Source organism: Paraburkholderia sp. Ac-20347, from assembly GCF_017104805.1.
GTDB classification, from domain to species: domain Bacteria; phylum Pseudomonadota; class Gammaproteobacteria; order Burkholderiales; family Burkholderiaceae; genus Paraburkholderia; species Paraburkholderia tropica.
Genome location: NZ_JAAGPN010000001.1, coordinates 24,437 through 44,135 on the forward strand (window position 1 = coordinate 24,437; position 19,699 = coordinate 44,135).

Below are 19,699 nucleotides of genomic sequence, written 5' to 3' on the forward strand. Positions count from 1 at the left end.
CAACCGAGGTAGACACCATGAATACTCCCAATAGCAGCAATCCTTCGCTGCATCCGGTGCATACGAAGCACAACCGGCAGAGCGCCTATATGGTGGCGCGCTTCACGGTCAATCTGCTCAAGCTGCGCATTTTCATCGCGCTGTTTGTGATCTTCATTGTCTTCTCGCTCACGGCGGATAACTTCCTCTCGGCCAGCAACATGCTGATCATGGCGAAGCACGTGACTGTCGTGGCGATTCTGTCGATCGGCATGACGCTCGTGATCCTGACCGGCGGTATCGATCTTTCGGTGGGCTCGATTGTCGGGATCAGCGGCATGGCGGCGGGTTATCTGCTGCTCCAGGGCGTACATATCGGCCATTACGTAGTGTTCTTCAATCCGCTTGGCGTCGCGCTGCTCGCGTGTGTTCTCGGCGCGTTGATTGGCGCCGTGAATGGTTATTTGATTACCGCGCTCAACGTCGCGCCGTTCATCGCGACGCTGGGCATGTTGTATGTCGTGCGCGGCGCCGCGCTGCTGGTGAACAACGGCAGCACGTATGCGGACCTCGAAGGCAATGCGGCGCTCGGCAATACGGGTTTTGAATTCATCGGCAACGGTACGATCATGGGGCTTTCCGTGCCGGTGTGGATCATGTTGTTGCTGGCGGCCGTCACCATTTTCATCGCACGCAAAACGCCGCTGGGCCGGCGCATTTATGCCATCGGCGGCAATGAACAGGCCGCGCGTTTCTCGGGTATTCGCACCAACCGCGTGAAGCTGTTCGTCTACACGTTCTCGGGTTTTTGCGCGGCAATCGTCGGGCTGGTGATTACCGCGCAGTTGCAGACCGCCCACCCGCTCACGGGCGAAACCTACGAACTGAACGCGATCGCCGCCGTGGTGCTGGGCGGCACGGCGTTGATGGGCGGACGCGGAACGGTGTTCGGCTCGGTGGTGGGCGCGTGCGTGATCAGCATTCTCGGCGACGGCATGGTGATGTGCGGCATCAGCGACTTCTGGCAGATGGTCATCAAGGGGCTCGTGATTATCTTCGCCGTCGTGGTGGACCAGTTGCAGCAGCGCCTCCAGTCGCGCATGGTTGCGATGACCGCCTGATCGATACCGGGATAAAAACATGCAATACGTTCTGGCCATCGATCAAGGCACCAGTGGCACGAAGGCGCTCGTTTTCGACGCCGAAGGACAGGTTCACGCGCGCGGCTTCGTTGCGGTCTCGTGCACGCATCCGCAGGCGGGTTTCGTCGAGCAGGATGCCGACGCGATTTACGATTCCGTGCTGCAGGCCGTTGCGCTGTGTCTCGCCGCATTCAAGGGCGAGCAGCGCGATATCGTCGGCGTGGGGATTTCGAATCAGCGCGAAACCGTGGTGTTGTGGGACGAGCAGGGCAGGCCGATCGTGCCCGCCGTGTCGTGGCAATGCCAGCGCTCGCTGCCGATCTGCGAGCGGCTCAAGCGCGACGGGCTCGCGCCACGCATCGCCGCGAAAACCGGTTTGCTGATCGACCCGTATTTTTCAGGCACCAAACTCATCTGGCTCACTGAAAACGATGCGCGCGTGCAGGCGCATATTCAGCGCGGCAGCGCGTATTTCGGCACGGTGGATAGCTGGCTGCTGTATCGGTTGACGAAGGGTGCCGCGTATTGCGCCGACTATACGAACGCGTCGCGCACGATGCTGTTCAACCTCGCGTCGCTCGAATGGGATCGGGAACTGGTCGAGGAATTCGGCTTGCGCGGGTTGCGTTTGCCGGAACTGAAACCGTCGGCCTCGCATTTTGGCGAAACGGATTTCAACGGCTTGCTGGCGCACGCGGTGCCGATTGTGTCGATGATCGGCGACTCTCACGCGGCTGCCGTGGGCGAGGGCTGTTTGACGCCGGGCGTGGCGAAGGCCACGATGGGCACGGGCTCGTCGATCATGATGAACGTGGGGCGCGAACCGCAAGCGCCCGCGCACGGCCTCGTCTCGACCTTGTGCTTCGCCACGGGTTCGCGCGTGGACTATGCGATGGAAGGCATCATCATCAGCGCGGGTTCGACGCCGGCTTTTCTCAAGGAGAAGTTCAATCTATTCGGCGATTTTGCCGAGGCCGAGCGCGCATTCACGGAATACGACAACGGCGGCGTCTTTCTGATTCCCGCGTTTTCCGGCATCGGCTGCCCGCACTGGAAATATCCGGGCGGCGCGCAGATCGTCGGGCTGCAGTTTTCAACGGCCTGGCAGCACGTTGCGCGCGCGGCGTACGAATCGATCGTCTATCAGATCAAGGACGTCATTACGGTGATGGAGGAGTCGGCCAACGTGCGTCTGAGCGAACTGCATCTCGATGGCGGCCTCGTGCAGCGGCCCTTCCTGCTGCAATACCTGGCCGACACGTTGAACCGGCCGGTCAGCACGCTGGCGCTCAGTGAAATATCGGCGGCCGGTGCGGCGGCGTTGGCGCTGCTCGAAACGGGCCTGATTCCGTCGCTCGACGCGCATCGCGCGAACCGCGTGATCGCGCGCCGCGTGGAGCCGGGCACGGGCGTGGACGCCGCCGCGCGCAATCACGAACAATGGCTGAAGTGGATCGGCCGTCTTTAAACGCAGGGTTTCCGGAGAATACACCGTGAGTAACGAAGCAAAGCGGTTCGCAGGCAAGGTGGTGGTCGTGACGGGCGGAAGCCGCGGTATTGGATTGGGTATCGCGGAGCGCTTCGCGCAGGAAGGCGCGAAGGTGTGCGTGTCGGCGAACGAGAAGAGCGTGCACGATGCAGCGGCCGGCTTGCGCGACGCGGGCTATGAAGCGATCGCCGTCGAGGTCGACGTGACGAGCAAAGCGCAAGTCGTGGCGCTCTACGACGAAGTGGCCGCGAAACTCGGCGAAGTCGATATTTCGGTGCAGAACGCGGGCGTGATTACGATCGCGAAGCTGCCCGATCTGAGCGAAGCCGAGTGGGACAAGGTGATGGCCGTGAACACCAAAGGCGTGTTCCTGTGCTGCCAGGAAGCGGCCACGCGCATGCTGCGTGCGGGCAAGGGCGGCCGCCTGATCAACACGGCGTCGGGCCAGGCGCGTCAGGGTTTCGTCTATACGCCGCACTACGCGGCGAGCAAATTCGGCGTGCTCGGCATTACGCAGAGTCTCGCGAAAGAACTCGCGCCCACGGGCATCACGGTCAACGCGTTCTGTCCGGGCATCATCACCACGGATATGTGGGCGTACAACGACGAGGCGTGGGGCAAGCTGCTCGGCGATTACAAACCGGGCGAGCTCATGAAGGAGTGGGTCGACAACATTCCGATGAAACGCGCGGGCAGCGGTAAGGACGTGGCCGGTCTCGTGGCGTTTCTCGCTTCGGACGACGCGTCCTATATCACCGGCCAGACGATCAACGTGGACGGCGGCATGTTCATGTCGTAAGCGCAGCGCGGGCGTGAACAGGCGACGCCGTGCGAGGCACGGGCGTCGCCACGGCGCGTGTTAGCGCACCGGCAGGGCGGCGAGCTTGCTGACCGTATCGGCGCAAGCGTGCGCGGCTTCCGCGCCCTTGACGACGAAATGCTCGCGGAAATACTTCACGTGTTCTTCGCCGTGGAAATGATGCGGCGTGAGCACGACCGAAAACACCGGCGTGCCGGTTTCCAGTTGCACCTGCATCAGGCCGTCGATGACGGCCGTCGCGACGAAGTCGTGGCGATAGATGCCGCCGTCGACCACGAGGCCCGCTGCCACGATGCCGGCATAGCGGCCCGTTTGCGCGAGGCGTTTGGCGTGCAGCGGAATTTCGAAGGCGCCCGGCACTTCGTACAGATCGACGTCGTCGGCGCTGTAACCGTGCTTCTGGATCGATTGCACGAAGGAATGCTTGGCCTGATCGACGATGTCGCGATGCCAGCAAGCCTGAATGAAAGCGAGACGCGGACGTTGACCGGCGGATGCAGCGACAGCCTGGGATTCGATGGTGCTAGAGGTGTTCATGGACTTCAGCCTGTTTTGTGTGAACAGGGCGTAGAACGGCAGCGCCTTTCGCGAGACGCGAAAAGACGGAGGCCATCCTGTTCTCTTTCATCCGGACTATGACCGTCGGCCCCGGAATCCAACCGGGTCTGCTGACCTCTGCAACCGCAGAGCGCTCGCGGGCTACGTCGTGTTTAACGCCGATTACCGCCGGTGGGGAATTGCACCCCGCCCCGAGAACGTGTTCGTTAGCGTGTTGATTAACGAACGGGTTGTACGGTAGCACGAAACCCGGTTTTGTGCACAGCCGCAATCAGCCTGAGTTTGTACTCTAAATCTGGCACTCAATTCGTTGCGCCGTCATGTTGTCGATTGCGGTGCTCGAACGCATCAGGATCGAATGAGGAGCGAATGTCATGAAGCGCAAGCTGGTGTTGGGCAACTGGAAGATGAATGGATTGGTGGCGGCGAAGCGGATGATGGAGAAGGCTCGCGCGTTCGCCGAGGCGTTGGCATGACGGCCGCGAATCGCCTCCGCGTTCCACCGCGCGCGTCGAAGCAATGGTTGCTGCCGATGCCGCACGAATCGGTTCGCAGCTTGTCGTTGAATGCGCATCTCGCGCTGGAAGCGTGCCGCGAGGGACGGGGTCATCAACGCGAAAATCAACGCGGCAATCAGCCGATGCTCAATGAACTCACGCGCCTCACCTACCTCTCGTATTTTCTGTGGAAGACCGGTCTGGGACACGCCGACGATGGCGTTTATGCCGGTGCGGAAGATGCGTTGAATGCCGCCGTCGAGCGTGCGCAGCACAGCGGAGAATGGATGATCGGCTCTTGCGACGTTGCCGCGATTCAGGCGTTGCTCAAGGTGTACGACGAACAATTGGCTTCGGTAACGGCGCGCGACTATTGCGCCGCCGTCCAGCGTTTGAACAAACTGCTTGAGACGCCGCGAACGGTTTCTCCTGTGATCCGGCAGACTTCGCACGCGGTATGACGCGCCCGATCTCTGAGTGCCGCGACTGGAAAACGTTTGCGCCCAACGCATTCGCGGTTCATCAACGCGCTTAGAATAGGCGGTCTTCTTTGTCGCGCACACTCGATGCTTACCGTCCTGCCTCTCAGCAACGAATCGGCCAGCGACCGCGCAAGCGTGTTGCGCGTGTTCGTCGAAGCCGCTTCTTACACAGCGCTCGTGGAAGGCCGTCCTCCCTCGGAAAGCGATGTCGACGACTTCTTTTTCGGTAAGCCAGTGAGCAAGGCTTTCGCCGATAAAACGGTATTCGGTTTCTACGCCGGGCAAGACATGATCGGCTGCGCGGACGTCATTCGTGCGTATCCCGCTCACGATTGCATCTGGATCGGCCTCATGCTGTTTTCAGAAGGCCATCAAGGACGAGGCTACGGAAGGGCTGCATTACGCCTGCTGTTTGAAATGGCGGCGACGTGGGGTTATCGCACCGCGCAGCTTGCCGTTGTTGCCACCAATGCGCGCGCATACGCGTTCTGGAAGCGCGAAGGTTTCGCGGAGATTCGGCGCGCGAGCAATGCGAGATTCACGGGCGAACTGATCGTCATGCAACGCGCGATCCTCTAATCGTCTCGCGCAGAAACAGAAAAAGTGACCGACGCCCGTTGGTGTCGCGGTCTTAAGCGCTGGCTTAAACCTGCCACGGCAAATCGATGTCGACAAAGACGATTTGCGTCGTAATAACCGACACAAGGTGGGTCGATAACACGATCCGCTTGACGAGATTGCCGCGCGTGCGCACCATGCGTTTCCGTATCGACAATTCGCGCCGCGCTTCAACATTGGCGTGAGCGAACCGACGGGATGGAAACGTTTACGCATGGCGACCCATCGCACATTTCACGCTCGAATGTTGTCCTCCGAAATGAGCGTTGGTGCGTTTGTCATGAATGGAGGCGCTGCGAGCGCATTGAGAGCCGGTTATCACCTCATAGCCATCGGGGGGATTCAAGCGGCTTCCTGCGTTTTCCATACAGTCTCGATACGGCTTGGAAGCCTGATTCGTACGATCTCGCGATATCGAAGTAAAAAAAACTTAGGAAAGCTTTGATGCGTTTTTTGAGGAGAGGCTTGGCCGTCGAGGCCGAGCGCTGGTTCGGTCCAGATGGGCATACGCGCGTCGAGGCGCGTGAGAATGGCTGGGCGATCGCCACGCCCGATGGCTGGTGGCCAGTCGCGCCCGGCGACTGGATTCTCACGGATGAAACCGGCAATGCGCGGGCCTTGAGCGACCGTCAGTTCAGCGCGCTTTACGCACCGGCTTGAATGTGTGCGATCGCGCCCGCGCGCCAGGCTGGCGGCGGGTGCGAACCATTGCTTGCTTCATGCCCTGAAATTCGCGCTTTCGCGCGGCGCCGCTAGAGCGTCGATAGTGGCTTCGGTTTGGCCACTCTGCGCTCGCAAGGCGGCGTTTTCATTCTGAACGGTATTGAGATCGACTGACGTTTCGCTTATTGCGCAAACGTTAGCCGATATTGAAATGTACGCGAATATCCTGTTCGGATTCAATCGCGTGACCGTCTTTCAAGGCGGGCGAAAATCGCCAGCTTTTCAAAGTTTCCATCAGCAATTGATTCAGTCGCGGATTAGGCGTCGGCTTGATTAGCGCGACGTCGACTGTGCCATCGACGTGAATCGTGAAGCGTGCCAGCGCGATCGCGCGATAGGCGTACGCGCGCAGATCGTCGGGAATCTCGGGCAGCGGTTGCACAACCGGACGCGCGGCGACGTCGCCAGACGGGCCGGAGGCGACGGTAGGCGTAGCGTGTGTTGGCGGTGTCGCGTCGTCCGTTGCTGAAGATGTGGATGGCGTGGTCACCGAGTTTGACTGGGTTGGCGCAGCGGTGGCTGGCGGCGCGAGAGGCACGATGTGTGCGGGCGGCGAAGGCGGTGCAACGGGTTGTCTGGCAACTTGCGTCGGATGGTGCTGCGCGACGGGGCGCATCGCGTGCGTCACGGCAATAGCTGGCGAAGGCGCAGGCTTCGGTGGCGCAATGTCGACGAGTCGCGCATCGAGCGTTGGCGGCGGTGCGCTGGTTTTTTCGCGTGGCTTGAAACGCTCCATCAAGCAATCGATCGACAGCGCGCACAACACGGCGGCGAGCACGCAGCACACCAGCGTTCTTGGGCCTTGTGCGTCGAGCAGCGTGACGAGGCGCGCAGAGTTATTCGTGCTCACGTTGAACCGCGATGAGAAAGTGAGCGGCGCCGCCTTCGCGTGCCCGCAACATGGCCTGCACGACGAGTCCATTCGGCGCGCCGGCATCCGCGGCAACGACCACGTTGCCATCGGCACCGAGCAGACGTTTGATCGATGCAGGAATGTCCTGCAACTGCACGGTCCGGCGATTCAGCGCGATCAGACCGTTACGGTCGATGCTCAGCGTGAGCGGTTGCTGCGCGGCAAGCGGCTGTGCGTTGCCCTGAGGCAATTCGAGCTTCACCGCATCGAGCCGTTGCATCGTCAGCGACGCCAGCATGAAAGTGGCGAGCAGAAAAAACATCACATCGATCATCGGAATGATTTCGATGCGGCCGCGTTTCGATGTGCGGGAGCGACGCAATTTCATGGCGTAGTCGCCTCGCTTTCATTCACGCTTTCATTGGCAAGACGCACATCGCTGAGCCACGCATTGGTCTGCATTTCGAGTTCATCGACGAGCCGGTCGATACGCCGCGAAAAATAGTTGAACGCGAACAGCGAGACGAGCGCGATGACGATGCCGATCGCGGTGGCCACCAGCGCCTGCGCGACTCCGCCGGTCACGCCGCCCGGGTTGACGAGACCCGCATGCCCGATCAGCCTGAACGCCTGCATCATGCCGACGAGTGTGCCGAGCAGGCCGAGCAGCGGCGCGGCCGTGACGATCGTTTCGAGCATCCAGAGTCCTCGCGACATGTCGCGCTGGACTTCGAGTGCGAGGCCTTCGGCGCGAGCTTCGATCCACCACGCGGGTTTCGTGGCGTTGCGCAGTAGCGGTTCGAGCAATCTGCGAAGCGCATGACGCGCGGGCAGCTGACGCAACGTCTCGTCGCGCAACGCTACGTGTGACAGGTCGTCTTGCATGACGGCGCGTCCGGGCATGGACGCGAAGCGCCAGAATACCCAGGCGCGGTCGAGAATAATGACGAGCGCGATTGCCGCGAGCAGCGTGAGCGGATAGACCACCCAGCCGCCCACGCTCGCCGCGTCCATAATGCCTTGCCAGTTTTGCATGAGCGTAGATGCGAAGAGATTCGTCAGAAGTATTTCGTGAGGCCGGCGTAGAACGCGCGATATGGGCCGTATTGCGGCGCGAATACGCCGATGCCGGAGCCGTCGCGCAATTCATAGGTTCGACCGAATGCGTTTTCCACCACGAAGCGACCATCCACCTTGCCGATCATCGGCAAATTGAAGTGCTGAATCACGGCCAGATTGAACTGTGCATAGAGCGGCAGCTTGCCGGTATTCGCGAAGCCGTTGCGCAGGCCGCTGCCCACGGTGCCATCCATTGTGAACGTGGTGCGATGCCAGTTGTACGCCCCGCCGAACGACGCGGTCACGCGCTGGTCGTGATCGAGAAAGACCCAGTGATTGCTGATGAACGCGAGTTCGTCCGCACCGAAATTGAATTGCGCGGAATCCACGTTCTTGCCTTGCGCACGGCTGAACGCCACATTCAGATAGGCGGAAACATTGTCGTGCTTGTAATTGGCCGTGAATTCCACGCCATACACGCGCCCATACTGGTAGTTGAACGGCGTATAAATGAGTGCGGTGCCGAACTGGCCGAGATCGAGCAGGTTGTGCGCTTTCTTGTAGTAAGCGTCGAGTCCCAGCGTGAGATCCGAGCCGAGTTGTTGCGTGACGCCCAGGTCGAAATAATCGTCGCGCTCGGGCTGCACCGGATCGTTTTGCGTGACCTCGCTTTGATTCGTCGTGCCGTTGTAACGGCTGATGGTCGAATTCGACACGAGTTCGAATGACGGCGGCGTGAAGTAACGCGCATAACCGGCGTGAAACGACGTGGTGGGCGTGAGCTTGAAAATCGCGCCGATACGCGGACTCAACTGGCTCGCCTGCACGTACTCGTCCATGCCGTCGTAACGCAATCCATAGTTGAGCGTCAGGCGATCGGTGATCTTCCATTCGTCCTGTATATAGGCGCTGTAGAGATAGCCGGTCTTGCTGCTGGAGTCGGAGAGCGTGTAGGGCACGTCCGAAGTTTGATTGCCATCGGCGTCGGCCGGAAATACCGAGACGTTGTCCCAGAAGTTCGCATGCTCCTGCTGGAACAACACGCCCGCGCGCAACGTGTGATGCTCGTTGAGCCGGTAGGTGGTATCCGCTTGCAGACCGTTGGCGGTATCGCTGTGAAAGTCCTGCGAGGCCACGCCGTTGTAGATCAGATCGCCGACCGGATCCGGATTGAATTGCGTGCGCGTGTAGCGCGTGAACAGCGCGACCTGATAGTCGAGCGCGCCGCCATTCGTGCCTTGCAGTGCCACCACCGCAAAGTTATTCAATTCCGACTGCGTTTCATTCAGATTCGCGGAATTGAAACTCGGCGTACCGGCCAGCATGAAACTGGGTGTAAGGCCCGGCGTGTTCGGAATCTGAAACTGATTGGCCGCCGTGCCGAACATCACACTCACGCGTGTGAGCGGATTGATGATGTACGACATATAACCGAACGCGTTACCTTGGCGCGTATGGTCGTGAATCGGATTCGGCGACGCAGTGGGCGCCTCGATGCCCAGATTGTTTTCTCCGAGCGAACCGCTAAAGAAATAACTGAAATCGCCCTTGCTGCCGTACACGTCGGCGCTCGTCTGCAAGGTCTGGTGACTGCCGCCATAGACGTCGATCGACCCGCCATCGCCGAAATCGCCTGATTTCGTGCGGATATCGACAATGCCGGCGGTGCGATAGCCGTATTCGGCGGGCAGCGCGCCGGTGAGCAGATTGACCTGATCGATGATGCGCGTATCGAGCGACTGGCCAAAACCGCTAATCGGCTCGGGAATCATGATGCCGTTGATCCGGTATTGCAGATCGGCGTGATCGCCGCGCACGTGCAATTGCCCATAGGAGTCGTTCGCGACGCCGGGTGCCTGCAGAAGCACCTGATTCAACGGCGTATTCGCACCTTGCGGCATCGACTGAATATCGCTTTGAGTAATGCGATAAATGCTGCTGCCGGTTTCCGGAAGCAGGCCGTTGCGCGCTTCGTCGAGGCGCTTTGCATTGACCTGCACGTCGAGCGTGTTTGCGCTCGCGTTGCTGGCCGTGGCGGCGTTATTCGTCGTGGCGTCGGTCGGGGTGTCGGTCTCTGCGCTACGGGCCGGATTGGCCGCGACGATGGCGAACGCGACGAGCGCCGCGCGAGCAAGGAGTGTGCGGTGGTGGTTCATGGTGCCGTTGGGCGTAGGTTATTTTTGGCTGGCAGCGTTGCGCGACGACGCAGAACTCGCGTCGGTCACCGGGAAAATTTCGTGGAATGATATAACGTAACATTGAGAAAATTCCAGAGAATTCGATGGAAAGAAAAATCGTCAGCAATTGAATTTAGTTTGTAATGTTTGTGTTTGGTATATCGAATGAAAGAGGCTCGATTTTTGGCGCTTTTTAGCTTTCAGATGTAATAAATTCGTTTGACGGGATTGCGCGGCGAGGCGAAGTGGGTGGCGGCGCGGCCGGGCATGGTGTATGCACGCTATCAATCAGCTACGCAGGGATACGTCGAGGCGACCGGCGCGCAGGCGCAGCCGATGCAAGGAGGAAGTGAATCATGAACGCCCAATCCACACGCCCGCATTACCAGGTCAACATTTGCCGCGGCGATTTTCGCCACGTCCGCGAATGTTTCGTTACATGGAAAAGCGAACCGCTTGTTTATCGCCTGAATCAGAAAATGTTCGAAGGGCGCAACGAGGTTCGCCCCTTGTCGGACCAGTGCTACGACGACACGGAAAAAGCCCGCAAGGCGCTCCAGCTCGCGTGCAGTCCACAAGATCCCTATGCGCTGGCCGCCGAAGTCTGCAATGACGACCGCGCCATGTGGATTGTGATGGCCGCGTACGGCGAATGACGGCGAATGACGGCGACCGGCGCGTGGGTTAGCGCGTCACCAACTGACGATTAGCGCTTCGCCTGATATCGCCGGCGTGCATTCTTCTTCATAGTATGCTTTCGCGAAACGGTGCCGCATCGCCCTTGCGTGCGTTATTCAATTTGCGAATCATCCGCTCAGGAGGAGACGTCGAATGAAGCTTGCGAAGCTGCTGTTCACGGGTGTGCTTGCCGCCTCGGCATGGGGTGCGATGTCGGTGGCCGCGCATGCGGAAGATCTGCTCGACAGCGTGAAGCAGTCGGGCGTGCTCAAGGTCGGTCTCGAGGGTACGTATCCGCCGTTCGATTCACGCAACAGTGCAGGACAGCTCGAAGGTTTTGATGTCGACGTGGCGAAAGCCGTGGCGGCGAAACTCGGCGTCAAACCCGAGTTCGTTCCCACGGAGTGGAGCGGCATCATTGCTGCGCTGCAGGCAGGTAAATTCGACGTAATCGTCAATCAGGTGACCATCACGCCGCAACGTCAGCAGGCCGTGGATTTCAGTCAGCCTTATACGTATTCGGCGGCGCAATTGATTCAGCGCGCCGACGATAAACGCGAATTCAAATCGCTCGACGAATTCAAGGGCGACAAGAAACTCGGCGTGACGCTCGGCACGAATTACGATCAGATGGCGCGCGCGGTGCCGGGCATCAACGTGCAGACCTATCCGGGCGCGCCGGAGAAATTGCGCGATCTCGCGGCGAAGCGCATCGACGCCACTATCGACGATCGGCTGATGCTGCCGTACATGATCAAGACTTCGCATTTGCCGCTGCGTCCCGGCGCGGTGCTTCAGGGCGCAAACCAGGAAATGGGCATTCCGTTCCGCAAGAACAATCCCAAGTTCGAGAAGGCGATCAACGACGCGCTGACGCAATTGAAGCAGGACGGCACGCTCAAGAAAATCTCGATGCACTGGTTCGGCAGCGATGTGACCGTGCCGATCGCGCAGTAAAGGCCAAAGCGAAGGCCAAAGCGCGCGCCGCCCTGATCGTGGCTTAACCGCCCGTATAGAGATTGCAGAAACTCACCGGCCCGACGCAGACGGTTTGCGGCGAGCCGGTTTCGCTCGTGCCTTGCATGGGCGCGCCCATGCCGCTAGCGTGCGCCGTCTGGCTGTGCTCGACCTGTTGAGCGAAGACGGGGCTGACGTCGGGATAGGAGGCGTCGGTGACGAAGCGTGAACCGTTGGCCTGCGCTTCGATCAATTGTTCGCGAACCTGTTCGCGCGTGAGACCTTGAGCGGATGCGGCGATCGATGCGCTCATGGAGGCGCAGACGGACAGCGTAAGGACGAGCGTGCGGGGGAATTTCATTTCGAACTCCTCAGGATAAGGAAGAATTCGGCGGGAAGAACATGTCCGGCCGGTGCGAAAGAGACTGCACCGGTTATACCGTCGCGGGGCGCACGCTATTCCCGTGCATTTGTAACGACGTGCAGGATGGCGACGCAAGCGCACGCGTCGCCATCCACGAAGTTTATTTTCGTTCGGGAAGGAACCAGTTCATCACGAGCGCGCAGATACCGCCCGTCGCGACGCCCGATTCCAGCACATTCTTGAGCGCATGCGGCAGGCTCGTCAGAATCTCCGGCACCTGCGAAACGCCGAGACCCAGCGCCAGCGAAACGGCGATGATCAGCAGCGCGCGGCGATCGAGCGTAATGCCCGACAGAATGTTGATGCCGGACGCGGCCACCGCGCCGAACATCACCATCGCTGCGCCACCGAGCACCGGCTCCGGCACGGCTTGCAACACGCCCGCGACCGGCGGGAACAAACCGAGCAGCACGAGCATGCCCGCGATCCAGAGGCCGACGTGGCGGCTCGCAATGCCCGTGAGTTGAATCACGCCGTTGTTCTGCGCGAACACCGAACTCGGGAACGTGTTGAACACGCCGGCCAGCAGCGAATTGAAACCATTGACGAGCACGCCGCCTTTAATGCGCTGCATCCACAGGGGACCTTCGACAGGCTGCTTCGAAATCTTGCTGGTCGCGGTGACGTCGCCGATCGCTTCGAGCGAAGTGACGAGGTAAATAATCAGCATCGGCACGAACAGCGACCACGAGAAACCAATGCCGAAATGCAGCGGGGTCGGAATCTGAAACACGGCGGCTTCGCGCGCGCCCGTAAAGTCGAGACGACCGAGCAGGCCTGCCACGAGATAGCCGATGGCGAGTGCGATCACGAGCGCCGTGCTGCGAACCCACACCACGGGCACGCGATTGAGCAGAATGATCGTGCCCAGCACGGTGCACGACAGCGCGAGATTCTGCGGGCTCGCGAAATTGCCCTTCGCGATTGCGCTATAGCCGCCGCCCATGCTGATGAGACCGACCTTGATCAGCGTGAGGCCGATGAGCAGCACCACGATGCCCGTGACGAGCGGCGTGATCAGGCGCTTGACGAAGGGCAGGATGCGCGAGACGCCCATTTCCACCAACGAGCCCGCGATGACCACGCCGAAAATAGCCGACATCACCGTTTCGACCGGCGTGCCTTGCTTGACCATCAGACTGCCGCCCGCGATCAGCGGACCGACGAAATTGAAGCTGGTGCCCTGAACGATGAGCAGGCCCGCGCCCAGCGGGCCGAAACGCTTGCACTGCAGGAAGGTAGCGATGCCCGAAATCACGAGCGACATCGAAACGATCAGCGTGGTGTCGCGGCTGGATACGTTGAGCGCCTGGCAGATCAGCAGGCCGGGCGTGACGATAGGCACGAGAATGGCCAGCAGATGCTGTAGCGCGGCCACGAACGCGATGGTCGGGGCGGGGCGGTCGTCGGGGCCGTAGACGAGGTCGTGCGTCGGGTCGGCGTCGTCGCCGCTCGGGGTGGCGCGTGGGGCGGGGGAAGCGGGTTGCATCGGCGAGGCGGTGAAGGCGGTTGGAAAGGAAAAGGCGAGATTTTACCGGGTTGGTGCCGATCATGGCCGACGTCGGCGGTTTCGGGGCTCTCGCGCACTCAGGAAACTGTAGCGACGGTGGAACTTTTCAGGCGACTGGCCCCCTTATTTACTGGGGCCAATTCCACAAAGGCGAACAGGAAAACGATGACCATCCGTATTCATTTACGCGCAGCCACGGCTTGCGGCTTCGCATTGCTGCTCGCGAGCGGCGCTGCCGATGCCGCCGACGCACCGCAAACCAGTCAGGCGACGCAGGCAAGCGGCAATCAAGCCGTTCTGCTCTGCCGGACGGATCAACTCTCCTTACGTCTGGACGATGGCGGCGGCGATTTCAATGGCATGTCGCATAGCGGCACGTATATCGTGCTGCGCAATCGCGGCAACACAGCCTGCGTGTTGCCCGGACGCGTTCCGGTGTCGTTTCTCGATTCGCACAAGCGTGTGCTGCGCGCCTCGGTGCAACCGATGCCGGGCATGCATCCCGGACCGGTGGTGCGGCCCGTCACGCTGGCGGCGAAGGGCGACGCGAAAGGGAGTTTGCGCTGGGTATCCGGCGAGGTGTTCGACAACACGCAATGTATCGATCCCGCTTATGTGCGGCTGCGTATCGGAGAAGGCGCGTTGACGGCGCGTATTCGCGGCCATCTGTGCGGGACGGCGAACGACGGTCCGCGTTATCAGGTCGTCCCATTCACGTCATCGCCGGAATGATCGAACTCGTTGTACGCGCCTGAAATGGAGCGTTTGCGAAGCCTTCAATCGGCTCGTGAAGAATTGATGAAAAAAGGCTTCGCAAATCGAAAGTTTGTCGATACAATGGCGACCCTCTTGCTCAGGTGGCGAAATTGGTAGACGCACTATCTTGAGGGGGTAGCGCCGCGAGGCATGCGGGTTCGAGTCCCGCCCTGAGCACCAGAGAGTATCCTTTTCTCGAGGATACTAATGATCGAAGAAGGTAAAAGACCCACGGGTCTTTTGCACTTCTTGTTCGATCTGCCAGCATTTACGCCGTTGTTTTCGGCGCAAACAATGCTTCGGCTTTTCCATTTTCATACTGTCTGTTTAAAAATCCGCTCGGGTTTTTAACGCTTTTCCGCGCCTGCTGCCATTCGCGCGTGAAGGCCAACGTCAACGTCAACGCGGACAACACGTCGCAGCGCCGACCACCACATTGCGCGCCACCGTGACGCATATCAATGCTCGCAGAGCCTTCGGTTTCCTTTCGCGCTCGCTAACAACAAAATGGCCGCGCCTGTCGCGCGAACTTCGCACGCATTTCGTTGATTGATCGCGCGCTCAAGGCTCCGACCTGAAATTTGCCCGCACCACGAAGCCTGCTTTCGCCCGATGTTCCGCCGATCGAACCGCCTTACCGCCTGGCTTGGGATCTTTGCGATCCTGCTGGCCGTATGCGCGCCGCTCGGCACGCAACTGATCGAACGCGGGCAGGTGCCTGTCGATGTGCTTTGCAGCGCCGCCGGTCACGATGGCGCAAGCGGCACCAGCACACAAACCGGAAAATCTTTAGCCGCGCATCTCGACGCGTGCGGCTATTGCAGCCTGCTCGCGCATTCGCCCGCATTAAGCACGGCTTCGCACCAGATCACTCGATTCAATCTCGGCGTGCGTTTATCCGTGCCGACGATGGTTCGTGTCGATCTCCCACGCGTGCGCTATCTGCGCCGTCCACTGCGCGCGCCGCCATTCGACGCCTGATCGCGTTTCATCGCTTTCCTGCTGCCAGTCATTGCCTCACCGTGCGATTGCTCTGTATCGCGCGGGGTGGCTCTATTGGACTTGTCGAATTGGTTTGTCGAATGGGTTGGGTCGAATGTTCAATTCAAAAGCTTCTTCCGCGATTCACGTCGCGGCACGTATGGCGTTTATTTTCGGATCGGTGTTGTGCCGATCATTTGATGCACAAGCCGCGTCTCAGGACGATGTATCGAGCGGCGTCGTTCCGGAGGCGGAGTTCGTGCTTCCACGCGTCGAAGTGGTCGCGCGTCCGCTCAAGAATTCTTTTATCTCCGTTACCGATCCCAAAACGCCGCGTCAGCCGTTACCCGCGAGTGACGGCGCTGATTATCTGAAGACCGTGCCGGGTTTCACGGCGATTCGCAGTGGCGGCACCAATGGCGATCCCGTTCTGCGCGGCATGTTCGGCTCGCGTCTGAATCTGCTTGCGAATGGCGCGCCGACACAAGGTGCGTGTCCGGCGCGCATGGACTCGCCGTCGTCATACGTCGCGCCGGAGAGCTACGACAAGGTCACGGTTATCAAAGGGCCGCAAACCGTGTTGTATGGTCCCGGCGCATCGGCGGGCACGGTGTTGTTCGAGCGCGAAGCACCGCGCTTCGACACAGCCGGTGCGCACGTGGATGCGAGTGTGATGGGGGGCTCGAACGGACGCAACGACGAGAATCTCGAATTCACGGCGGGCAATCCCGATGTCTACGCGCGCGTGAACGCGAACAAATCGCACGCGCAGGATTATCATGACGGCAACGGTCAATCGGTGCCTTCCGCCTGGGATAAATGGAATACCGATATCGCACTCGGCGTGACGCCCGATGCGGATACGCGCATCGAACTCGACGCGGGAACGGGAAACGGTCACGCGCGTTACGCCGGCCGCAGCATGGATGGCGTGCGTTTCAAGCGTGACAGCGTTGCATTGCGATTCGAGAAACAGCATCTTGGCAGCGTGATCCGGAAGATCGAAGCGCAGGTCTACTACAATGCGTTCGAACATCGTATGGATAACTATACGTTGCGCGAGACGCCGTCCGGCAGCATGGCGATGGCCTCGGATGTGCGTCGCCGAACGGCAGGCGGCCGCGTAGCGGCGACGCTCGATACCGGCGACAACCTGCAATGGATCGTGGGTTTCGACGCGCAGACGAACTGGCTCGATTCGCGTTCGGCGATGGGGCTGCAAAGTCCGTCTGATTTGTCGTGGACGCCCTCTGCGCAAATGACGAACTACGGCCTGTTTTCCGAGGTCACATGGGACGCGAGCGAAACGCAGCGCGTGGTGGCGGGTCTTCGTCTCGATCGCGCGGCCGCCACCGACGAGCGCGAGACCACGAGCGCTTCCATGATGTCGATGGCGCAGCCCAATCCCACCGCGAATGCCACCCGCACGCGCACGTTGCCCGGCGGATTCCTTCGCTACGAACAAACTGCACGCACGTTGCCGCTGACGTGGTACGCCGGCGTCGGCCATACCGAACGTTTTCCGAATTACTGGGAACTGTTTTCGCCCACACGCGGACCCGCAAATGCCGCCAACGCATTCGCAGGTATCGAGCCTGAAAAAACAACGCAATTCGATATCGGTGCGCATTATCGTAGCGATGCGATCGATGCGTGGATTTCGGCTTATGCGGGCTATGTCGACGATTTCATTCTGTTCACCTACGGCACAGGGACGCAATCGAATGTCTCGCAGGCCAGCAACGTGAATGCGCAAATCATGGGCGGCGAATTGGGCGCAACATGGCGCGCGGGCGCGGGATGGAAACTGGGCATGTCGGCGGCCTATGCGTGGGGACGCAACGCCGGCAGCGGTGAACCGCTGCCGCAAATTCCGCCACTCGACGTGCGTCTGAATGCCGACTATACGTGGCGTGCGTGGTCGGTCGGCGCGCTCTGGCGCATCGTCGCGCCGCAACGGCGTTATGCGCTGCACGAAGGCAATGTGGTCGGGCAGGACTTCGGGCCGAGCGCGGGTTTCGGCGTGGTGTCGCTGCATGCACAATACGATCTGGATAAACGCACGCAATTCTCGATTGGCGTCGACAACCTGTTTGACAAGGCCTATAGCGAGCATCTGAATCTCGCGGGCAACGCGGGATTCGGCTATCCCGGCGGCGTCGCCATCATGGAGCCGGGGCGCACGATCTGGGGCCGATTGCGCTTCAGAATGTGAGGCGCTGAAGACACAAATGCTGTCGTGTGCAAACGTGAAGCCCACCACATCCAGATCATTTTTGCGGGCGTGGGCGAGCGTTGGTAAAATACGCACACGCCGCTTCCGGCTGAAGCCTTTCTGCTGATCCGCTACGCCCGCGTCACTATTTTTTCGCCGTTTCTTTTTTACCGATGACTGCGATTCGCGCCCGATGTTTGCGTCCATTTGACGCAGATTTCGGGCGCTGCGTGCGTTCGGAATTCGTTTCAAGACCCTACTGACGTATTCGGTTTTTTAAAACACTCACACAATTTTCTTTCTGCGATGTTAAGTTAGAAAGAACCCCGCAGCGAATCCGGTTATCCGTATTTTCTCCGCTATTTAGCGCGGATTGACCGAACAATCGCTTTTATTATTCGCCTCTCTAAAACAGTTCCATGCACATCAACGAACAACCCGTCGATGCGGCGTCGCTACGCCCCGGCGCCGAAACGACATTGCGTCAGTGGCTCGCGGTTTTTGCCGTCGCCATTAGCGCATTCGCTTTCGTCACGTCCGAATTTCTTCCGGTCGGGCTCCTGCCCCAGATTGCGCGCGATCTTGGCGTGACGCCGGGCACGGCGGGTCTGATGGTGACCACGCCAGGCGTACTCGCTGCGATTTTCGCGCCTGGCATGCTGATTCTCGCGGGCCGTATGGATCGGCGCCGCGTGTTTCTGCTGCTCACCGCCATGCTGCTCGCGTCCAATATCGTGTCGGCCATGTCGACGAATTTCGCCGTCATGCTGATCGGCCGCGCGATGCTCGGCGCGGCGCTCGGCGGTTTCTGGACGCTCGCGACTGCCGCAGCCGGACGTCTCGTACAAGTCAGCGACGCCGCGCGCGCCACCGCCATCATTCTCACGGGCGTGACCTGCGCCACGGTGATCGGCGTGCCGCTCGGCACCTTTATCGCAGGCCTGGCGTCGTGGCGCGCGTCGTTTCTCACGACGGGCGGGCTCGTTGCGGTCGCGCTGATTGCGCAGGCGCTCCTCGTGCCGTCGCTGCCGTCCGCCACCGCGCTGCGTATCGCGAATTTCGTCGAATTGATGCGCCGTCCGCACACGCGTCTGAGCATGCTGATGGTCGCACTGGTTTTCGGCGCGCATTTTTCGACCTATACGTTTATTGCGCCGCTGTTGCAGCAGGATTTTTCGCTGGGCGCCATTACGCTGTTGTTGCTCGCATTCGGCGTGATTGGCTTTTTCTCGAATGCGTTGTTGTCGATGGTGGTGGCGAATCGTTTGAAAACATCGGTCGCGGCGATGACGGCGCTGCTGCTGTGCGCGCTTTCGTCAATGCTGTTGCTCGATCACGTGCGCATCGGCGAAATCGCAGCGATGCTGATGTGGGGCGTCGCGTTCGGCGCACTCCCGCTGTGCTTCAGCGTGTGGATTCAGCGCGGAACGGCGGATCGGCCCGAAGCCGGTTCGGCGATGTTCGTCAGTGTGATTCAGGTCGCGATCGCGCTCGGTTCGTCGGTGGGCGGCACGATCGTCGATCATGCGGGCGTGCGCGCCGACTTCGTGCTCGGCTGCGGGCTGGCCGTGCTGGGGCTCATCACGTTGCAGCGTCTCGCGGCGATGGAACGTCCGCGTCCGGCGGCCGCCTCGTCGCTCGAATGCAATTGCGGCGCGTCGCTCGACTGATTTGCGGGTGTGCCGGCGGAGCGGGCTGTTTTTTCGCCCGAACGCCAGCGCCAGCGCTTCGAGTACTCGATTACTCGATTACTCGAATACAAAAGATAAAAGACTAAAAGC

Annotated in this window: 20 protein-coding genes, 1 tRNA gene and 1 riboswitch; of the genes, 13 read left to right on the forward strand and 8 right to left on the reverse strand. The window is 60.4% G+C overall.

Features of this window, described 5'->3' with window-relative positions:
- Positions 1 to 17 precede the first annotated feature (17 nt).
- The 3 genes from G3N97_RS00120 to G3N97_RS00130 are packed head-to-tail and all read left to right on the forward strand — an operon-like array spanning position 18 to position 3,409.
- Positions 18 to 1,100, forward strand: coding sequence for an ABC transporter permease (locus G3N97_RS00120; protein WP_205991313.1), 1,083 nt, complete (start codon positions 18 to 20; stop codon positions 1,098 to 1,100).
- Between the two features lie 19 nt (positions 1,101 to 1,119).
- On the forward strand, positions 1,120 to 2,589 hold the full coding sequence (locus G3N97_RS00125; protein ID WP_205991314.1) for an FGGY family carbohydrate kinase: 1,470 nt from the start codon (positions 1,120 to 1,122) through the stop codon (positions 2,587 to 2,589).
- A 25-nt stretch (positions 2,590 to 2,614) separates the two neighbouring features.
- On the forward strand, positions 2,615 to 3,409 hold the full coding sequence (locus tag G3N97_RS00130; RefSeq protein ID WP_065059783.1) for a glucose 1-dehydrogenase: 795 nt from the start codon (positions 2,615 to 2,617) through the stop codon (positions 3,407 to 3,409).
- A 60-nt stretch (positions 3,410 to 3,469) separates the two neighbouring features.
- Here G3N97_RS00130 and G3N97_RS00135 read toward each other — a convergent pair whose 3' ends face one another.
- Positions 3,470 to 3,967 (reverse strand): 6,7-dimethyl-8-ribityllumazine synthase, encoded by a 498-nt coding sequence (locus G3N97_RS00135; protein WP_205991315.1) that lies wholly within the window; start codon positions 3,965 to 3,967, stop codon positions 3,470 to 3,472.
- 75 nt (positions 3,968 to 4,042) lie between these two features.
- A riboswitch (FMN riboswitch) is annotated at positions 4,043 to 4,191 on the reverse strand.
- 269 nt (positions 4,192 to 4,460) lie between these two features.
- On the opposite strand from G3N97_RS00135, the gene G3N97_RS00140 reads away from it, so the two are divergent.
- From G3N97_RS00140 to G3N97_RS00150, 3 genes are all read left to right on the forward strand, one after another.
- The gene (locus tag G3N97_RS00140) at positions 4,461 to 4,946 is read left to right on the forward strand and encodes a hypothetical protein (RefSeq protein ID WP_205991316.1); all 486 of its coding nucleotides are present in this window, start codon (positions 4,461 to 4,463) and stop codon (positions 4,944 to 4,946) included.
- A gap of 105 nt (positions 4,947 to 5,051) precedes the next feature.
- On the forward strand, positions 5,052 to 5,546 hold the full coding sequence (locus G3N97_RS39905; protein WP_277397715.1) for a GNAT family N-acetyltransferase: 495 nt from the start codon (positions 5,052 to 5,054) through the stop codon (positions 5,544 to 5,546).
- A 504-nt stretch (positions 5,547 to 6,050) separates the two neighbouring features.
- Complete coding sequence (locus G3N97_RS00150; RefSeq protein WP_241030263.1) at positions 6,051 to 6,245, forward strand: hypothetical protein; 195 nt, start codon at positions 6,051 to 6,053, stop codon at positions 6,243 to 6,245.
- A 199-nt stretch (positions 6,246 to 6,444) separates the two neighbouring features.
- Here the strand turns inward: G3N97_RS00150 and G3N97_RS00155 are convergent, their stop codons facing one another.
- Genes G3N97_RS00155 through G3N97_RS00170 form a run of 4 tightly spaced genes read right to left on the reverse strand, consistent with a single transcriptional unit; the run spans position 6,445 to position 10,376 of the window.
- Entirely contained in the window at positions 6,445 to 7,086 is a 642-nt protein-coding gene (locus tag G3N97_RS00155; RefSeq protein ID WP_346777992.1) for a TonB family protein, read from the reverse strand.
- A 58-nt stretch (positions 7,087 to 7,144) separates the two neighbouring features.
- Positions 7,145 to 7,549, reverse strand: a complete 405-nt coding sequence (locus G3N97_RS00160; protein ID WP_205991319.1) for a biopolymer transporter ExbD — start codon at positions 7,547 to 7,549, stop codon at positions 7,145 to 7,147.
- Complete coding sequence (locus tag G3N97_RS00165) at positions 7,546 to 8,196, reverse strand: MotA/TolQ/ExbB proton channel family protein (protein ID WP_205991320.1); 651 nt, start codon at positions 8,194 to 8,196, stop codon at positions 7,546 to 7,548. The genes G3N97_RS00160 and G3N97_RS00165 overlap by 4 nt, the downstream gene beginning before the upstream one ends.
- Positions 8,197 to 8,219: 23 nt before the next feature.
- The gene (locus G3N97_RS00170; RefSeq protein ID WP_205991321.1) at positions 8,220 to 10,376 is read right to left on the reverse strand and encodes a TonB-dependent receptor; all 2,157 of its coding nucleotides are present in this window, start codon (positions 10,374 to 10,376) and stop codon (positions 8,220 to 8,222) included.
- Between the two features lie 377 nt (positions 10,377 to 10,753).
- Between G3N97_RS00170 and G3N97_RS00175 the strand changes: the two genes are divergently transcribed.
- Both G3N97_RS00175 and G3N97_RS00180 read left to right on the forward strand, forming a co-directional pair.
- Entirely contained in the window at positions 10,754 to 11,053 is a 300-nt protein-coding gene (locus G3N97_RS00175; protein WP_205991322.1) for a hypothetical protein, read from the forward strand.
- Positions 11,054 to 11,228: 175 nt separating this feature from the next.
- The gene (locus tag G3N97_RS00180) at positions 11,229 to 12,032 is read left to right on the forward strand and encodes a transporter substrate-binding domain-containing protein (protein WP_205991323.1); all 804 of its coding nucleotides are present in this window, start codon (positions 11,229 to 11,231) and stop codon (positions 12,030 to 12,032) included.
- A 43-nt stretch (positions 12,033 to 12,075) separates the two neighbouring features.
- Here G3N97_RS00180 and G3N97_RS00185 read toward each other — a convergent pair whose 3' ends face one another.
- A complete protein-coding gene (locus G3N97_RS00185) occupies positions 12,076 to 12,393 on the reverse strand; it encodes a DUF4148 domain-containing protein (RefSeq protein ID WP_205991324.1) in 318 nt (105 codons plus the stop codon).
- Between the two features lie 163 nt (positions 12,394 to 12,556).
- Complete coding sequence (locus tag G3N97_RS00190; RefSeq protein ID WP_205991325.1) at positions 12,557 to 13,945, reverse strand: uracil-xanthine permease family protein; 1,389 nt, start codon at positions 13,943 to 13,945, stop codon at positions 12,557 to 12,559.
- A 186-nt stretch (positions 13,946 to 14,131) separates the two neighbouring features.
- On the opposite strand from G3N97_RS00190, the gene G3N97_RS00195 reads away from it, so the two are divergent.
- Both G3N97_RS00195 and G3N97_RS00200 read left to right on the forward strand, forming a co-directional pair.
- Positions 14,132 to 14,698, forward strand: coding sequence for a DUF4232 domain-containing protein (locus G3N97_RS00195; protein ID WP_205991326.1), 567 nt, complete (start codon positions 14,132 to 14,134; stop codon positions 14,696 to 14,698).
- Positions 14,699 to 14,817: 119 nt separating this feature from the next.
- Positions 14,818 to 14,902 (forward strand) — tRNA-Leu (locus G3N97_RS00200).
- An 88-nt stretch (positions 14,903 to 14,990) separates the two neighbouring features.
- Here the strand turns inward: G3N97_RS00200 and G3N97_RS00205 are convergent.
- Complete coding sequence (locus G3N97_RS00205) at positions 14,991 to 15,179, reverse strand: hypothetical protein (protein ID WP_205991327.1); 189 nt, start codon at positions 15,177 to 15,179, stop codon at positions 14,991 to 14,993.
- 92 nt (positions 15,180 to 15,271) lie between these two features.
- Between G3N97_RS00205 and G3N97_RS00210 the strand changes: the two genes are divergently transcribed.
- From G3N97_RS00210 to G3N97_RS00220, 3 genes are all read left to right on the forward strand, one after another.
- Entirely contained in the window at positions 15,272 to 15,703 is a 432-nt protein-coding gene (locus G3N97_RS00210; protein ID WP_205991328.1) for a DUF2946 domain-containing protein, read from the forward strand.
- 160 nt (positions 15,704 to 15,863) lie between these two features.
- A complete protein-coding gene (locus tag G3N97_RS00215; protein WP_241030264.1) occupies positions 15,864 to 17,918 on the forward strand; it encodes a TonB-dependent copper receptor in 2,055 nt (684 codons plus the stop codon).
- A 419-nt stretch (positions 17,919 to 18,337) separates the two neighbouring features.
- Positions 18,338 to 19,588, forward strand: coding sequence for an MFS transporter (locus G3N97_RS00220; protein WP_205991330.1), 1,251 nt, complete (start codon positions 18,338 to 18,340; stop codon positions 19,586 to 19,588).
- Positions 19,589 to 19,699 lie beyond the last annotated feature (111 nt).

Bases quoted from the DNA above. Each gene is read 5' to 3' on its own strand.
- G3N97_RS00175 (WP_205991322.1), top strand. From the start codon at position 10,754: ATGAACGCCCAATCCACACGCCCGCATTACCAGGTCAACATTTGCCGC.
- G3N97_RS00160 (WP_205991319.1), bottom strand. From the start codon at position 7,549: ATGAAATTGCGTCGCTCCCGCACATCGAAACGCGGCCGCATCGAAATC.
- G3N97_RS00190 (WP_205991325.1), bottom strand. From the start codon at position 13,945: ATGCAACCCGCTTCCCCCGCCCCACGCGCCACCCCGAGCGGCGACGAC.
- G3N97_RS00215 (WP_241030264.1), top strand. From the start codon at position 15,864: ATGGCGTTTATTTTCGGATCGGTGTTGTGCCGATCATTTGATGCACAA.
- G3N97_RS00220 (WP_205991330.1), top strand. From the start codon at position 18,338: ATGCACATCAACGAACAACCCGTCGATGCGGCGTCGCTACGCCCCGGC.
- G3N97_RS00135 (WP_205991315.1), bottom strand. From the start codon at position 3,967: ATGAACACCTCTAGCACCATCGAATCCCAGGCTGTCGCTGCATCCGCC.
- G3N97_RS00120 (WP_205991313.1), top strand. From the start codon at position 18: ATGAATACTCCCAATAGCAGCAATCCTTCGCTGCATCCGGTGCATACG.
- G3N97_RS00140 (WP_205991316.1), top strand. From the start codon at position 4,461: ATGACGGCCGCGAATCGCCTCCGCGTTCCACCGCGCGCGTCGAAGCAA.
- G3N97_RS00125 (WP_205991314.1), top strand. From the start codon at position 1,120: ATGCAATACGTTCTGGCCATCGATCAAGGCACCAGTGGCACGAAGGCG.
- G3N97_RS00180 (WP_205991323.1), top strand. From the start codon at position 11,229: ATGAAGCTTGCGAAGCTGCTGTTCACGGGTGTGCTTGCCGCCTCGGCA.
- G3N97_RS00170 (WP_205991321.1), bottom strand. From the start codon at position 10,376: ATGAACCACCACCGCACACTCCTTGCTCGCGCGGCGCTCGTCGCGTTC.
- G3N97_RS00185 (WP_205991324.1), bottom strand. From the start codon at position 12,393: ATGAAATTCCCCCGCACGCTCGTCCTTACGCTGTCCGTCTGCGCCTCC.
- G3N97_RS00195 (WP_205991326.1), top strand. From the start codon at position 14,132: ATGACCATCCGTATTCATTTACGCGCAGCCACGGCTTGCGGCTTCGCA.
- G3N97_RS00205 (WP_205991327.1), bottom strand. From the start codon at position 15,179: ATGCGTCACGGTGGCGCGCAATGTGGTGGTCGGCGCTGCGACGTGTTG.
- G3N97_RS39905 (WP_277397715.1), top strand. From the start codon at position 5,052: ATGCTTACCGTCCTGCCTCTCAGCAACGAATCGGCCAGCGACCGCGCA.
- G3N97_RS00165 (WP_205991320.1), bottom strand. From the start codon at position 8,196: ATGCAAAACTGGCAAGGCATTATGGACGCGGCGAGCGTGGGCGGCTGG.